Annotated in this window: 15 protein-coding genes; 10 read left to right on the top strand and 5 right to left on the bottom strand. The window is 63.3% G+C overall.

The genetic code is table 11. The annotated features are described in order from the left end of the window. Positions 1-228: 228 nt before the first annotated feature. The 6 genes from rpmH to yihA all read left to right on the top strand — a co-directional run bounded on the left by rpmH (position 229) and on the right by yihA (position 4,978). Complete coding sequence (gene rpmH, locus CK228_RS16320; RefSeq protein WP_008833937.1) at positions 229-363, top strand: 50S ribosomal protein L34; 135 nt, start codon at positions 229-231, stop codon at positions 361-363. Positions 364-377: 14 nt separating this feature from the next. After that, entirely contained in the window at positions 378-731 is a 354-nt protein-coding gene (rnpA, locus tag CK228_RS16315; RefSeq protein WP_027040889.1) for a ribonuclease P protein component, read from the top strand. Positions 732-745: 14 nt separating this feature from the next. Further along, a complete protein-coding gene (yidC, locus tag CK228_RS16310) occupies positions 746-2,557 on the top strand; it encodes a membrane protein insertase YidC (RefSeq protein ID WP_095788504.1) in 1,812 nt (603 codons plus the stop codon). 166 nt (positions 2,558-2,723) lie between these two features. Continuing rightward, positions 2,724-3,284, top strand: a complete 561-nt coding sequence (locus tag CK228_RS16305; protein ID WP_095788503.1) for a fasciclin domain-containing protein — start codon at positions 2,724-2,726, stop codon at positions 3,282-3,284. A 399-nt stretch (positions 3,285-3,683) separates the two neighbouring features. Further along, on the top strand, positions 3,684-4,322 hold the full coding sequence (locus CK228_RS16300) for a CatB-related O-acetyltransferase (RefSeq protein WP_095773274.1): 639 nt from the start codon (positions 3,684-3,686) through the stop codon (positions 4,320-4,322). After that, on the top strand, positions 4,319-4,978 hold the full coding sequence (yihA, locus tag CK228_RS16295; RefSeq protein ID WP_019862432.1) for a ribosome biogenesis GTP-binding protein YihA/YsxC: 660 nt from the start codon (positions 4,319-4,321) through the stop codon (positions 4,976-4,978). The genes CK228_RS16300 and yihA overlap by 4 nt, the downstream gene beginning before the upstream one ends. A gap of 97 nt (positions 4,979-5,075) precedes the next feature. Here yihA and CK228_RS16290 read toward each other — a convergent pair whose 3' ends face one another. After that, complete coding sequence (locus tag CK228_RS16290) at positions 5,076-5,810, bottom strand: TetR/AcrR family transcriptional regulator (RefSeq protein ID WP_095773273.1); 735 nt, start codon at positions 5,808-5,810, stop codon at positions 5,076-5,078. A 128-nt stretch (positions 5,811-5,938) separates the two neighbouring features. Here CK228_RS16290 and CK228_RS16285 point away from each other — a divergent pair, with 128 nt between their 5' ends. Next, positions 5,939-7,126 carry an HlyD family secretion protein gene (locus CK228_RS16285; RefSeq protein WP_095773272.1) on the top strand — a complete coding sequence of 396 codons (1,188 nt, stop codon included), beginning with the start codon at positions 5,939-5,941 and terminating at the stop codon, positions 7,124-7,126. 72 nt (positions 7,127-7,198) lie between these two features. Next, the gene (locus tag CK228_RS16280) at positions 7,199-8,794 is read left to right on the top strand and encodes a DHA2 family efflux MFS transporter permease subunit (protein ID WP_095788502.1); all 1,596 of its coding nucleotides are present in this window, start codon (positions 7,199-7,201) and stop codon (positions 8,792-8,794) included. A gap of 176 nt (positions 8,795-8,970) precedes the next feature. Here CK228_RS16280 and msrB read toward each other — a convergent pair whose 3' ends face one another. The 4 genes from msrB to CK228_RS16260 all read right to left on the bottom strand — a co-directional run bounded on the left by msrB (position 8,971) and on the right by CK228_RS16260 (position 11,724). Beyond that, positions 8,971-9,474, bottom strand: a complete 504-nt coding sequence (msrB, locus tag CK228_RS16275; protein ID WP_095773270.1) for a peptide-methionine (R)-S-oxide reductase MsrB — start codon at positions 9,472-9,474, stop codon at positions 8,971-8,973. Positions 9,475-9,682: 208 nt separating this feature from the next. Then, positions 9,683-10,240 (bottom strand): fasciclin domain-containing protein, encoded by a 558-nt coding sequence (locus tag CK228_RS16270; RefSeq protein WP_095773439.1) that lies wholly within the window; start codon positions 10,238-10,240, stop codon positions 9,683-9,685. A gap of 225 nt (positions 10,241-10,465) precedes the next feature. Then, a complete protein-coding gene (locus CK228_RS16265) occupies positions 10,466-11,188 on the bottom strand; it encodes an anti-sigma factor (RefSeq protein WP_095788501.1) in 723 nt (240 codons plus the stop codon). Next, on the bottom strand, positions 11,185-11,724 hold the full coding sequence (locus tag CK228_RS16260) for a sigma-70 family RNA polymerase sigma factor (RefSeq protein ID WP_095788500.1): 540 nt from the start codon (positions 11,722-11,724) through the stop codon (positions 11,185-11,187). Before CK228_RS16260 ends, CK228_RS16265 begins: the two co-directional genes overlap by 4 nt. A 138-nt stretch (positions 11,725-11,862) precedes the next feature. On the opposite strand from CK228_RS16260, the gene CK228_RS16255 reads away from it, so the two are divergent. Both CK228_RS16255 and argB read left to right on the top strand, forming a co-directional pair. Next, entirely contained in the window at positions 11,863-13,359 is a 1,497-nt protein-coding gene (locus tag CK228_RS16255) for an amidase (protein WP_095788499.1), read from the top strand. A gap of 161 nt (positions 13,360-13,520) precedes the next feature. Then, positions 13,521-14,414 carry an acetylglutamate kinase gene (gene argB / locus CK228_RS16250; protein ID WP_038651183.1) on the top strand — a complete coding sequence of 298 codons (894 nt, stop codon included), beginning with the start codon at positions 13,521-13,523 and terminating at the stop codon, positions 14,412-14,414. The last annotated feature ends 1 nt before the right edge of the window (position 14,415 follow it).

Below are 14,415 nucleotides of genomic sequence, written 5' to 3'. Positions count from 1 at the left end.
TTTTTGCCAATTTCATCCTTTGGCCGGAACATTAAATTACCGTCATGAAGCCTGCGTCCACGCCGCGCCGACGCCGGATTGACTTCCAAAACCCTTCTTTCTATAAGCCCGCTCACGCTCGGGCCATTCGTCCCGGCGCGGTTTCGATCGCGCCAAAGCCGGCCCGGCAAAGCTCCTGTTACAGAGTGACAGAATCAAGAAGGGCCGCACCCCGCGGTATTAAAACAAATGAAGCGTACCTACCAACCGTCCAAACTCGTCCGCAAACGCCGGCACGGTTTCCGTGCCCGCATGGCCACCAAGGGTGGTCGTGGCGTCGTCGCAGCTCGCCGCAACCGCGGCCGCAAGCGGCTCAGCGCCTAAGCGAGACGATATCGTTGCCCGCAACCGGCAAGCCAGTGGGGCAAAATCCCAAGCGGCTTCTGAAACGCGCGGAATTCCTGGCCGTCCGTCGTGGTGAAAAGCGACGCGGACGGTTTTTCCTCGTCGAGGTCCTCGACCGCGGCGATGGCGGGGTGCCGCGCGTCGGCTACACCGTCACCAAGAAGGTCGGCAACGCTGTTGTGCGCAACCGCGTCAGGCGGCGGCTTAAAGAGGCCGTCCGCGTCCATGCCGCAGATGACATGGTGCCCGGCAATGATTATGTCATCGTCGGGCGCGATGATGCGCTGCGCGCCCCCTTCGGCCAGTTGAAGGCCGAACTCTCCCGCCGACTTCGCGGAACACGATAGGCCAAGGGCTCTCGATGGAAAACAACCGGAACTTCTTCATCACCATCGCGCTGTCGGTGCTGATCCTGACTTTGTGGCAGGTGTTCTACATGAACCCGCGCGTCGAGCAGCAGCGCGAGGCCGCCAAGATCGAGCAGCAGCGGGTGGAAGAGCAGAAGAAGGCGGCCGAGGCCGCCAATCCGGGTGCTGGAACACCGGCTCCGGCGCCGGGCACCATTCCCAACGCGCCCGGCGGTGACACCGTCACCGCGGCCGGCCGCGATCAGGCGCTGGCCGCTTCCAAGCGCGTCAAGATCGACACGCCGAGCCTCGAGGGCTCGATCAACCTGACCGGCGCCCGCCTCGACGACCTCAAGCTCAAGCACTACACCGAGACCGTCGACAAGAATTCGCCCGAGATCGAACTGCTCAACCCGCAGGCGCTGCCTACCGGCTATTTCGCCGAGATCGGCTTCGTCGGCAACGACAAGACCGGCATGGTGCCGGGTGCCGAAACGGTGTGGAATGTCGACGGCAATCCGACGCTGAGCCCGTCGACGCCGGTGACGCTCACCTACACCAATGACAAGGGCCTGACCTTCAAGCGCACCTTCTCCGTCGACGCCAACTACATGTTCACGGTCACCGACACGGTGCAGAATTCCGGCACCAGCGCGGTTTCGCTGTTCAACTACGGCCGCGTCACCCGCTACGACAAGCCTGCCGTCGCCAGCACCTATGTGCTGCATGAAGGCCTGATCGGCTTCACCGGCACCGAAGGCCTGCAGGAACACAAATACGCGTCCATCGAGAAGGACAAGCAATACCAGCCGGGCAAGTCGAGCGACGGCTGGCTCGGCATCACCGACAAATATTGGGCCGTCACGCTTGTGCCGACAGAGAAGCAGCCGTTCCAGCCGCGCTATGCCTATTTCGAGGATGGCCGCCACCGCTATCAGTCCGACTTCCTGACCGACGCGATCAATGTCGAGGCCGGCCAGTCGGCGACCGTCGAGACCGAGGTCTTCGCCGGCGCCAAGGAAGTCGCCAAGATCAACGCCTATGCCGAAGAGCGCCACATCAAGCGGTTCGACCTTCTGATCGACTGGGGTTGGTTCCACTTCATCACCAAGCCGATGTTCTGGCTGATCGACACGCTCTACAAATTCCTCGGCAATTTCGGCCTGGCGATCCTCGCCACCACCGTCATCGTCAAGGCCATCTTCTTTCCGCTCGCCAACAAGTCCTACGCGTCGATGGCGAACATGAAGAAGGTGCAGCCCAAGATGCTGGAGATCCGCGAGAAATACGCGGACGACAAGATGAAGCAGCAGCAGGCGATGATGGAGCTGTACAAGACCGAGAAGATCAATCCGCTTGCCGGTTGCTGGCCGGTGGCGCTGCAGATCCCGGTCTTCTTCTCGCTCTACAAGGTGCTCTACATCACCATCGAGATGCGCCATGCGCCGTTCTTCGGCTGGATCCAGGATCTGGCGGCGCCCGACCCGACCTCGATCTTCAACCTGTTCGGCCTGGTCCCGGTCACGCTGCCGCACATGCTGATGATCGGTGTTTGGCCGCTGATCATGGGCGTCACCATGTTCCTGCAGATGCGCATGAACCCGACGCCGCCGGATCCGACGCAGGCCGCGATCTTCACCTGGATGCCTGTTATCTTCACCTTCATGATGGCGGGCTTCCCGGCCGGCCTCGTCATCTACTGGGCCTGGAACAACACGCTGTCGATCCTCCAGCAGGGTGTGATCATGAAGCGCCAGGGCGCCAAGATCGAGCTATGGGACAATCTGATGGCACTGTTCAAAAAGAAACCGTCGCCGGCGGAATAAAAGCTCCCCTCTCTCTAAAAGCCCGGTTCGTCCGGGCTTTTTCTTTGGGCGGACATTCGTTCACGTTCCCGTGATCGGCGAAACTGCAAGCGGTCGCGGAGCGTGACTGCGTGTGCATTTCCAAAGGCTATCAATTCCGATCAGCCCTCACCCGGAGGAAGACGACATGCGCTTGCCGTCGTTCAGGATCATCGCCGTTTCCGCTCTCGTCGCCGGCGTGGCGATTGCCGCCCCCGCCTACGCCAAGAACCCTGTTGTCGGCGGGGCGCCGATGTACACCACCAAGAACATCGTCGAGAACGCCGTCAATTCGAAGGACCACACCACGCTCGTCGCCGCCGTCAAGGCCGCCGGCCTGGTCGACACGCTGCAGGGCGCCGGCCCGTTCACCGTCTTCGCGCCGACCAATGAGGCCTTCGCGGCACTTCCGGCCGGCACGGTCGATACGCTGCTCAAGCCCGAGAGCAAGGACAAGCTCACCAAGGTGCTGACCGCGCATGTCGTGGCCGGCAAGATTTCAGGCGCCGAGATGATGAAGCAAGCCAAGGCGATGGGCGGCAAATACGAGATGAAGACCGTCTCCGGCGACACGCTGACCGCCGAGGTCAAGAAGGGCAAGCTCTTCATCATGGACGAGTCCGGCGGCGAGGCGAAGGTGACCATCGCCGACGTCAACCAGTCGAACGGCGTCATCCATGTCGTCAACAAGGTGCTGTTGCCGAAGTAGCGGCTTCCGGCGAAAGGGGGCAGTGGCAGGTCGTTGGGGCTTTCTTGGCCTGCCATCCCCGCCTCATGACGAGGTGCCAAGTTTCTTGGGGAAGTCGTAATCGGCGAGGCCGGGGTCCTGTAGTCACTCACAGGGCCCCGGTTTCTTTTTGCGTACCTTGAAGACGCTGGTCTTCAGCGATCGAACATCAACCGTTTCCGGCGCATCATTCCGTCACGGCACGATGGTCGAGCTTGGCCGGCGTGCCTGGCTTGCGCAGCAAGAGCGGCAACACATGAGCCTGGCACGCACGGAAGACTCGCTCCCCGGCCGATTGGTGCTATAGGGCGGATCACGTTATTTTGACCAGGCGCCTCCGGCAGCGGACGCGCCTGTCTGCCAATTCCCGGACGAACCGACATGGACGGACCCAACCCCAACATCAAGCACCCGATCCCGATGCACACCCGCGTCGGCTTCCTGAAGCCGCTGGTGACGGAGCCGAACATCGAGATCGGCGACTTCACCTATTATGACGACCCGGACGGACCGGACAAATTCGCGCAGAAATGCGTGCTGCACCACTATCCCTTCATCGGCGACAAGCTCATCATCGGCAAGTTCTGCGCCATCGCCGAAGGCGCGCGCTTCATCATGAACGGCGCCAACCACGCAATGTCCGGCTTTTCCACCTATCCGTTCAACATTTTCGGCCATGGCTGGGAACAGGGTTTTGACCCGGCGACATGGTCGAAGGAGGTGCGCGGCGACACGGTGGTCGGCAGCGATGTCTGGATCGGCATGGAGGCGGTGATCCTGCCCGGCGTGGAAATCGGCCATGGCGCCATCATCGCCGCCAAATCGGTTGTGACGCACGATGTGCCGCCCTATGCCATTGTCGCCGGCAATGCCGCCAAGGTGGTGAAGATGCGTTTCGACGACAGGACGATCAGGCGTTTGCTGGCACTGGCATGGTGGCATTGGCCGGTGGACAAGATCGGCCGCAACCTTGATGCCATCAGGGGCGCCAACATCTCTCTTCTGGAGGCAGCAGCTTGAACGCTCTGAACAGCACTGTGATCACCACCGACCTGTTCACGCGCGGGTGGATCTTCATCCGCGGCGTGCCGGCCATGAAGTTCCTGCCGCCGGAAGGGCCGCCGGAAATCGCCTTTGCCGGCCGCTCCAATGTCGGCAAATCGTCGCTGATCAACGCGCTGGTCAACCAGAAAGGGCTGGCGCGCACCTCCAACACGCCGGGGCGCACGCAGGAATTGAATTATTTCGTGCCGGACGGATTTTCGGGCGAGGGCGCCGACCTGCCGCCGATGGCACTGGTCGACATGCCGGGCTACGGCTACGCCACCGCGCCCAAGGAGAAGGTCGACGAGTGGACCAAGTTGGTCTTCGACTATCTCAAGGGCCGGGTGACGCTGAAGCGGGTCTATGTGCTGATCGATGCCCGCCACGGCATCAAGGCCAAGGACGACGAGGTGCTGTCGCTGCTCGACAAGGCGGCGGTGTCCTACCAGATCGTGCTGACCAAGACCGACAAGATCAAGGTCGCCGGCGTACCGCGGCTGATCGAGGAGACGCTGCAAAAGATCAAGAAACGGCCGGCGGCGTTTCCGTTCGTCCTGGCGACGTCATCGGAAAAGGGCGAGGGGCTGGAGGAATTGCAGGCCGCGATCGTGCTTGCCGCCAATGGCGGCTAGGGCAATTCCAGGAAAAGTGCGAGCGGTTTTCCCTTGGGAATTGCGTCAAAACAGTGAGTTAGAGCGGTTCGCCGTTTCCATGAAACGGTGAAACGCTCTAGGCCTTTGCCTCCAGCGCTATCATCTGGTGGCTTTCTTCCTCGGCGAGCCGTTCGGTGCCGTAGTTCTTCAGGAACATGCCGACGCCCGACCTGACGATGTGGTCGATCTCTTCGTCGCTCGGAGCCTTGGTGCGGTAGGCGAAGATGCACTGCCGGAAGAGGCCGGCCAGGCACAGTTCGGTGAACTGGTAGGCGGCAAGATCGACATCGTCGATCTTGAGCAGGCCGCGTTCGATGGCGGCATTGAGAAACGCCACCACCTTGTCATGGCCGCGTTTGGGGCCGCGTTCGTAGAACCGCGCGCCCATGTCGGGTATCCTGTCGGAGGCGCCGATCACCGTGCGCTGCGCCTGGATGACCTTGGCCGAGGTGATCTTCATCGACAGCACCGTGCCGAACTTCACCAGCGTCTGGCGCAGATCGTCGGCGCGGTCGAGCATGTCGTACATGTTCTTGAAGATGGTGCCGCGCTCTTCTTCGATCAGCGCCTCGAACAGCTCTTCCTTGTTGGCGAAGTAGACATAGATGGTGCCCTTCGACACGCCCGCTTCGCGCGTGATGTCGTTCATCGAGGCGGCCTCGAAGCCCTTGTCTATGAAGACACGGCGGGCGCCATCGATGATCTGGCTGCGCTTGACCGGGTCCTGTCCGGCCGCCGGCCTGCCACGGCGCAGGCTCTCCAGCAGATCGCCGCATTTGTCGTTTTCGACGTCGGGCGTTGTCTCGGCCATAAAAGTCACACCTCGAAAATAATTCGAACCAACCGGTTCGATTGCCTCTTGATATGGTCCTCTTTTCACGCTATGTCAACGGCCGGATCGAACCGAACGGTTCAGTATTATTACTTTAGAGAGATGTCATGTCCTCGAACGCGCCCAGCACTGCCGAAGTCCGCCCTTTCCCCAACGCCAAGGTCGCTCCGGCGACGGAAGCACCGGAAATTCCCGTCCTGCCGGTGGCACCGCCGCCGGCGGCTGAAGCTCCGGCCAAGAAGAAGCGCTCGGTGCGCTCCTTCCTGCTGCCGATCATCGGCCTTGCCCTCCTGAGCGGCGGCGCATGGTACGGCTATGACTACTGGACCACGGGCCGTTTCATGATCTCGACCGACGATGCCTATGTCCAGGCCGACATGGCGTTCGTTTCGCCCAAGATCTCCGGCTATGTCGACCAGGTCAAGGTCAGCGAGAACCAGCTGGTCAAGGCCGGCGACCCGCTGCTGACGATCGACGATGGCGACTACAAGATCGCCGTCGCCCAGACCGAGGCGCAGATCGCCACGCTGGCCAAGACGCTCGACCGCATCGACGCGCAGACCAAGGCAGCACAGGCGTCCCTGCAACAGGCCCAGGCGCAGAAGGTCGCCGACCGGGCCGCTGCCGACAACGCCGCCCGTGCCCAGCAGCGCGCCGCACAGCTGGTCAAGACCCATGTCGGTACGCAGGCGCAACTGGACGACGCGCAGACCGCGCTCGACCAGGCCAATGCAGCGCTGGTTGGCGCCGATGCGCAGATCGCCGCCGCGCAGGCCAATATCGGCGTGTTCGAGGCGCAGCGCGCCGAGTCCGCGAGCACGCTCGCTTCGCTGCAGCTCAGCCGCGACAAGGCCGCGCGCGACCTGTCCTTCACCGTGCTCAAGGCGCCTTATGACGGCGTCGTCGGCAACCGTTCCGTCGAGCAGGGCGACCTCGTCAGCCCTGGCCAGAAGCTCGCCGTCGTCGTGCCGTTGGACAAGCTCTACATCGTCGCCAACTTCAAGGAGACGCAGCTTGCCCGCCTGGTTCCCGGCGAAAAGGTCAACATCTCGGTCGACGCCATAGACGGCCATCCCATCCAGGGAACCGTCTCGTCGCTCGCTCCTGCCTCAGGCGCGGTCTTCTCGCTGCTGCCGCCGGAAAACGCCACCGGCAACTTCACCAAGGTTGTGCAGCGCGTCCCGGTCCGCATCGACGTGCCGGCCGATGCCCTGAAGGCCGGCAAGCTGCGTGCTGGCTTGAGCGTTGTCGTCAACGTCGACAGCCGCACCGCACCTGCCGCGACGACCAACTAAGCGCTTTCGGAGGGCGGCTCGGCGGCTGATGAAGCGCTGGGCCGCCCGGCCTGCCTCAAGGAGGCCCATGAAATGGCAACCGCAACCATCACCGCAGGAGCGCCGCCGGCAAGGCCGGCGGTCCCTGACACCATTTCCACACGCCGCGTCATCGCCTTCCTGGCGATGGTGTTCGGCATGTTCATGGCGATCCTGGACATCCAGATCGTGTCGGCTTCGCTGGCCGAAATCCAGGCGGGCCTCAGCGCCAGCTCCGACGAAATTCCGTGGGTGCAGACGGCCTATCTGATCGCCGAGGTGGTCATGATCCCGTTGTCGGGCTTCCTCAGCCGGATGCTGTCGACGCGCGTGCTGTTCACCATCGCCGCTGCCGGCTTCACCGCGGCCAGCGCGCTTGCCGCGACCGCCACCAACATCGACCAGATGATTGTCTACCGCGCCGTGCAAGGCTTCATCGGCGGCGGCATGATCCCGAGCGTCTTTGCCGCGGCCTTTACCATCTTTCCGCCCTCCAAGCGCGCCGTCGTCTCGCCGATGATCGGTCTGGTGGCGACGCTGGCGCCGACCATCGGCCCGACCGTCGGCGGCTATATCAGTCACGCCTTTTCATGGCACTGGCTGTTCCTGGTCAATGTCGTACCCGGCATCCTGGTGGCGACCGCCGCCTGGTCGCTGATCGATTTCGACAAGCCCAATCTCAAGCTGTTCAACAAGTTCGACTGGTGGGGCCTCGCCGGCATGGCGGCCTTCCTCGGCTGCATGGAATATGTGCTGGAAGAGGGTCCGAACAATGACTGGCTGCAGGACCAGGGCGTGTTCATCTGCGCCATCGTCATGAGCGTCGGCGCGGTGATCTTCTTCTGGCGTGTCTTCACCGCCGAGGAGCCGATCGTCGATCTCAGGGCCTTCAGCAACGTCAACTTTGCCTTCGGCTCGCTGTTTTCCTTCGTCATCGGCATCGGCCTCTACGGCCTGACCTATCTCTATCCGGTCTTCCTCGGCCGTATCCGCGGCTATGATTCGATGATGATCGGCGAGGCGCTGTTCGTCAGCGGCCTGGCGATGTTCGTCACCGCGCCGATCTCCGGCATCCTGTCGAGCAAGATGGATTTGCGGCTGATGATGATGATCGGCTTCTTCGGCTTCGCCACCGGCACCTGGTGGATGACGCATCTGACCGCCGACTGGGATTTCTACGAGTTGCTCATCCCGCAGATCCTGCGCGGCTGTTCGATGATGCTGTGCATGGTGCCGATCAACAACATCGCGCTCGGCACCTTGCCGCCCGACCGGCTGAAGAACGCGTCCGGCCTGTTCAACCTCACCCGCAACCTCGGCGGTGCCGTCGGCCTTGCCCTCATCAACACCGTGCTGATCGACCGCAACGCCTTCCACTATGCGAGGCTGGCCGAGCATGTGCAGTGGGGCAGTGCCGCCGCGCAGACCAAGCTGCAGAACATGACGCTGAACTTCGAGCAGACATCAGGCCTCGACGCGGCCGGTGCGGCGATCTCCAAGCTGTCGGGCATGGTCCATCAGCAGGCGGCGCTGCTGTCCTTCATGGACGTGTTCTACATGCTGACGGTGCTGTTCGCGACGCTCGGCCTGTTCACCATGCTGATCAACAAGCCGGCCGCGCCCAGTGGAGGTGGGGGCGGCGGGCACTAAGCAATTCCAGGAAAAGTGTGAAGCGGTTTTCCGTCAGGAATTGCGCCAAAACAGAATAACCAACACGTGGGCAGCGGTTTCGGGAAGTTCCTCCAGTCCACGCCCGAAAAGCTCTGACCGCGCAAAAAAAACTCCGGGCCGCAAGACCCGGAGTTTTTCGTTTCCGGTCTAACTCGTCAGGCCGTGGCCGGCTTGAAGGTCAGTGCCACGCCGTTGATGCAGTGGCGCAGGCCGGTCGGCGCCGGACCGTCGTCGAAGACATGGCCGAGATGACCGCCGCAGCGGCGGCAATGCACCTCGGTGCGCGTCATGCCGAGCGACCTGTCCTCGGTCTTGCCGATGCCGTTGGCGATCTCCTGCCAGAAGCTCGGCCAGCCGGTGCCGGAATCGAATTTCGTCTCAGAGGGATAGACCGGCAGGTCGCAGCCTGCGCAGGCGAAAATGCCCTTGCGGTGCTCGTTGAGCAGCGGGCTAGTGCCCGGATATTCCGTGCCTTGCTTGCGCAGCACGTCGAAAGCGGCGGGCGACAATATGGCTTTCCACTCGTCGTCCGTCTTGGTGATCTCGAACTTCTCGGCCGCCAGCGCGGGCTGCGGAGTGCCCATGCGCAGCATGGTCGCGGCGGCTCCGACGACGCCAATGGCGGCGGCCCCGCTCAAAAGAAAGTCGCGACGGTTCATGACCAGTTCCTCCGGTTGTCCTTTTGCCAAACTATACCGCCACGCCAAAATCAAAAGCCGGTGACGGTTGCCCCAAACGACACTCCGCGCCGTTCCATGGTTGACCATGCGCGGCGCGGAGCGTGCGCGTCGATTGCGGATCACGGGAGCGGGACGACGCAATCGGCGGAGAGCTCTTGCCGCAGGTTCGTCCGCGGCAAGCCCCTTGTTACATCTTCGGCAAAAGAACCTTGTCGATGACGTGGATGACGCCGTTGGACTGCTCGACATCGGCGATCGTCACATTGGCGACATTGCCGTTCTCGTCGGTGACGGTGACCTTGCCGCCCTCGGCCTTCAGCGACAGCTCGCAGCCGCCGACCGTCTTGACCTTGTGCGTGCCGCCGTCAGCCTTGGCCATCGAGGCCACATCCGCCGCCATCGCCTTGGCGCCGATGACATGGCAGGTCAGGACCTTGGTCAGCTTGTCCTTGTTCTCGGGCTTGAGCAGCGTGTCGACCGTGCCGGCCGGCAGTGCCGCGAAGGCCTCGTTGGTCGGCGCGAAGACGGTGAACGGACCGGCGCCCTGCAGCGTCTCGACCAGGCCAGCGGCCTTGACGGCGGCGACCAACGTCGTGTGATCCTTCGACTTCACGGCGTTCTCGACGATGTTCTTCTGGGCATACATGGCGGCGCCGCCAACCATCGGGTTTTCGGCATAGGCCGCGGTGGCAAGAGCGGAAATAGCGATCGTACCGGCAAGCAAAAGGGTGGCGTATCTACGCATGATGTTCAAACTCCTCGGGTTTCTCTTCCCATTTGTGGGAACGCGAGGAGATACGGAACACAAACGCACGAGTTTCAGAATATTCTCAGATTTTTGATTTTTTCGCTCGGGCAAAGAGATCTGCTGGCGTACCTTCTTGCCGGCACGCACACCTGTTCTAGGCATGTGTCACATAAGATATATTGGGAACATTCCGGAGACGGCTTCGCTGCGATATGCAGCAGGTCAGATGCCCTTCAGGTCGCCAGCGGCAACCACCGGTCCGGTCGGTTGTCCCGTCGGCGAGCCGCCGGCCGGTTCCAGGCTAACGGCCAGCACCGCGCCCTGCGCCAGCTTCTGCTGCGTGGCGGGCGAGACCCCGATATGGGCGGTCGCGCCGGCCGGGATGACGCCCATCGAGACCGGAGCGTTCTTGCCCTCGATCATCCAAAGTTCGAAGTCCTTGCCGGAAGCGAGCGTGCCGGAAACATGCGAAAGGCTGACCTCATGCCGCTCGGAATCATAGACGGCGAGATATTTTACGTCGCTGCCGTCGGCCGCCAGCGAGGCGACAAGCCGCGCCTGCGGCTGTTCAGCCGGCCGGTTGACATAGGGCACGGCGATATAGAGCGCCAGGGCCGCGACCGCCGCCACGGCAAGGCCGCGCCAGAAGGCGAGGCTGGACCACAGGCCGGCGCGTGCCTCGGCCGATGTGGCCGCGGTCGATGCGAACAGCCGGCGGTCGACAGCAGCCTTCACCATAGGCGGCGGCTCGACCTCCGCATAGGTTGATGCCAACGGCGAGAGGCGTACCTCCCAGCCATCGACGAGCCGCGCGAAGTCGGTCTCGCTGTCGATGCGCCTGGACGCGATCTGCCGCTCTTCCACCGGCAGAACGCCGAGAACGTATTCGGCGGCGAACAGGTCGTCGCCTCCACGTTCCGGTCCATTGTCTTCTGCCAGTGTCATCGTTCCAGACATTCTCTCAGTTTCATCAGGCTGCGGCGCAGCCAGGTACGCATCGTGTTCAGCGGCACGCCGTGGCGCTCCGCAAGTTCGGCATAGCTTTCGCCCTTGAGATAAGCGCCCCGGACGGCCGCCGCCCGGTCCTTCTCCAGCTCCTCGAGACAATGATGGATGCGTACGGATTCGTCGCCCGCCACCACCATCGCTTCAGGTCCCGGTGCCGGATCGGCCACGTCAAGCGCGGCATCGATATCGGCAGCAGGCTTGCGCCGCGCCCTGACGCGATCGATCGCGTGGTTGCGGGCGATTGCCACCAGCCAGGAGATCGGGCTCAGATCGGAGACGGCAAAACGATCCGCCTTCGTCCATATCTTGACGAAGACTTCCTGCAGCGCTTCTTCAGCATCTCCCCGGTCGTTCAATACACGAAGGCACACACCGAAAAGTTTCGCGCTGGTCTGCCGGTAGAGCAGATCGAACGCGGCCCGATCCTTCATCGAAGTCCGGACGATCAGCTTGGTGATGTCCTGCGGCGTCATGCGCGCCAAGTTAGGCGATTGCGTTGTATTTGCAACGCTGGAAATATTCCGTGCACCTAAAGTCCGGCGTCTCGGCGCAGGCTTCGATTGCCAAGGGATCAGCCGCTGGCTAGCTTGGCAGGGAACGGGGAAGCGCCGATGTCGATCGAACGGATCCTGTGGCAAGAAGACGCGACCGGCCTCGCCGGTCTGGTGCGCAAGGGCGAGCTGTCGGCGATCGAGCTGACCGACGCGGCGATCGCGCGCGCCGAGGCCACGAGGCCCGACATCAATGCCACGGCCGAGCCGCTCTACGAGGCCGCGCGGGCGCGGGCGAAAACCATGGACCGCTCGCTGCCGCTGGCCGGAGTGCCCTTTGCCATCAAGGACCTCGGCATCGCCGTCAAGGGCGTGCCCTCGCATGGCGGCAGCCGCATTCCGGCCTCGGTGCCCGACGTCAATTCGCTGATGACCGACCGCTATCTCGCCGCCGGACTGATCCCGATCGTCACTTCGACATCGCCGGAGCACGGGCTGCGGCTGATGACCGAATCCGAGGCCTTCGGCATCACTCGCAATCCCTGGAACACCGGCCACACCAGCGGCGGCTCGTCGGGTGGCGCGGCGGCCCTCGTCGCTGCCGGCGTGGTGCCGGTGGCGCATGCCTCCGATGGCGGGGGCTCGATCCGCGTGCCTTCCGCCTGCACGGGCCTGGTCGGCCTCAAGACCTCGCGCGGCCGCATCCCGCTGACGCCGCTGGTCAGCGAAAGCTGGTACGGCATGGTGGTCGATCATGCCGTCACCCGCTCGGTGCGCGATAGCGCGCTGCTGCTCGACCTCACCCACGGTCCCGACTCCCTGTCGCCCTATGCGGCACTGCCGCCGAAGGGCACATTCGCCGCCGCTGCCGCGCGTGATCCGGGCAAGCTCAGCCTGGCCGTCTACCGCGAGTCGCCGCTTGGCCTGCCGATCTCGGCCGAAACTATGAAAGCGCTGGACACCGCCGTGGCGCTTGCGCGCGAGGGCGGCCACACCGTCGTGGAGATCGACCTGCCCTTCATCGGCCGCGATTTCATGGCCGATTTCTGCAGGACGGTTGCTTCCGCCGTCGCCGGCATGCTGCGGGCAGAAGCGCTGCGCGTCGGCCGTTCCGTTACCGGCGACGTCGAGCGCGCCACCCGGGTGCTCGGCCGGTTGGGCGAAATGGTCTCTGCCGGCGAGATCTATGCCGGCCTGCAGCGGCTACACGCCGCCTCGCGCCGGATGATCGAGGAAACCGCGCACTACGATGCGGTGCTGATGCCTGTTATCGCGCACCCGCCGCTCGCCTGCGGCGCCATGGACCCGAAAGGCGCCGACGAGCTGATCGAAAACCTGCTCGACAAGCTTCATCTCACGCCTTTGCTGAAGCTCAAGCCACTGTTCGGCCAGTTGATGGACAAGAGCCTTCTGTTCACGCACTGGCCGGCGATCCACAATGTCAGCGGCCAGCCATCGATCGCGCTGCCCGTCCATGTCACCGAGGCCGGCCTGCCGCTCGGCATCCAGGCCGCCGGGCGCCCGGGCGACGAGGAGACGCTTTTGTCCTTCGCCGCGCAGATGGAGAAGCTTTCGGGTTGGCTGAAACGGCGGGCGCCGCTGATGGTGCCGTCATGATGACGAGGCCGTGAACGCGGCGAATATGACAGCAATGCCATTTGCCCCCCGCGCCAATTCCCGCTAAGACGCCGCCGTCTTTACCTGATGCATGTCTCCAAAAGTGCCCGGCGGTTTTGGGGCAACGACATGCATAAACCAAAAAGCCAGGGAACCGCCCGATGACGGACATCGCCGCCACCGCCGAAATGCAGGCCGCCCTGCTGTCTCGCGCTTTGCCCTACATGCAGCGCTACGAACACAAGACCGTCGTGGTGAAATATGGCGGCCACGCCATGGGCGACATCGAGCTCGGCAAGGCCTTCGCCCGCGACATCGCGCTGCTGAAGCAATCGGGCGTCAACCCGATCGTCGTTCATGGCGGCGGGCCGCAGATCGGCGCCATGCTGACCAAGATGGGCATCGAATCCAAATTCGAGGGCGGCTTGCGCGTCACTGACCAGAAGACGGTCGAGATCGTAGAGATGGTGCTGGCCGGCTCGATCAACAAAGAGATCGTCGCGCTGATCAACGCCGAGGGCGAATGGGCGATCGGCCTCTGCGGCAAGGACGGCAACATGGTGTTCGCCGAAAAGGCGCGCAAGACCATGATCGATCCCGATTCCAACATCGAGCGGGTGCTCGATCTGGGCTTCGTCGGCGAGCCGGTCGAGGTCGACCGCACGCTGCTCGACCTCCTGGCCCGCTCCGAAATGATCCCGGTGCTGGCGCCGGTGGCGCCCGGGCGCGACGGCCATACCTATAACATCAATGCCGACACTTTCGCTGGCGCCATCGCCGGCGCCTGCAAGGCCTCGCGCCTTTTGTTCCTCACCGACGTGCCCGGCGTGCTCGACAAGAACAAGAAGCTGATCGACGAATTGACCGTCGCCGAGGCCAGGGCGCTGATCAAGGACGGCACGGTCTCCGGCGGCATGATCCCCAAGGTCGAGACCTGCATCGAGGCGATCGAGCGCGGCGTCGAAGGCGTCGTCATCCTCAACGGCAAGACGCCGCATGCGGTGCTGCTCGAACTCTTCACCGAACACGGCGCCGGCACGCTGATCGTGCCTTGAG

Origin of the sequence: Mesorhizobium sp. WSM4312, assembly GCF_002294875.1 — a bacterium.
Taxonomy (GTDB): Bacteria; Pseudomonadota; Alphaproteobacteria; order Rhizobiales; family Rhizobiaceae; genus Mesorhizobium.
Note: the sequence above shows the minus strand (reverse complement) of the source record. Positions and strands in the feature narration are given on the sequence as shown.

Excerpts from the sequence above, each read along its gene's own strand:
- CK228_RS16285 (WP_095773272.1), top strand. The coding sequence starts at position 5,939 with ATGTCCTCGAACGCGCCCAGCACTGCCGAAGTCCGCCCTTTCCCCAAC.
- CK228_RS16305 (WP_095788503.1), top strand. The coding sequence starts at position 2,724 with ATGCGCTTGCCGTCGTTCAGGATCATCGCCGTTTCCGCTCTCGTCGCC.
- CK228_RS16290 (WP_095773273.1), bottom strand. The coding sequence starts at position 5,810 with ATGGCCGAGACAACGCCCGACGTCGAAAACGACAAATGCGGCGATCTG.
- yidC (WP_095788504.1), top strand. The coding sequence starts at position 746 with ATGGAAAACAACCGGAACTTCTTCATCACCATCGCGCTGTCGGTGCTG.
- argB (WP_038651183.1), top strand. The coding sequence starts at position 13,521 with ATGACGGACATCGCCGCCACCGCCGAAATGCAGGCCGCCCTGCTGTCT.
- CK228_RS16260 (WP_095788500.1), bottom strand. The coding sequence starts at position 11,724 with ATGACGCCGCAGGACATCACCAAGCTGATCGTCCGGACTTCGATGAAG.
- rpmH (WP_008833937.1), top strand. The coding sequence starts at position 229 with ATGAAGCGTACCTACCAACCGTCCAAACTCGTCCGCAAACGCCGGCAC.
- CK228_RS16265 (WP_095788501.1), bottom strand. The coding sequence starts at position 11,188 with ATGACACTGGCAGAAGACAATGGACCGGAACGTGGAGGCGACGACCTG.
- msrB (WP_095773270.1), bottom strand. The coding sequence starts at position 9,474 with ATGAACCGTCGCGACTTTCTTTTGAGCGGGGCCGCCGCCATTGGCGTC.
- CK228_RS16300 (WP_095773274.1), top strand. The coding sequence starts at position 3,684 with ATGGACGGACCCAACCCCAACATCAAGCACCCGATCCCGATGCACACC.
- CK228_RS16255 (WP_095788499.1), top strand. The coding sequence starts at position 11,863 with ATGTCGATCGAACGGATCCTGTGGCAAGAAGACGCGACCGGCCTCGCC.
- CK228_RS16270 (WP_095773439.1), bottom strand. The coding sequence starts at position 10,240 with ATGCGTAGATACGCCACCCTTTTGCTTGCCGGTACGATCGCTATTTCC.
- CK228_RS16280 (WP_095788502.1), top strand. The coding sequence starts at position 7,199 with ATGGCAACCGCAACCATCACCGCAGGAGCGCCGCCGGCAAGGCCGGCG.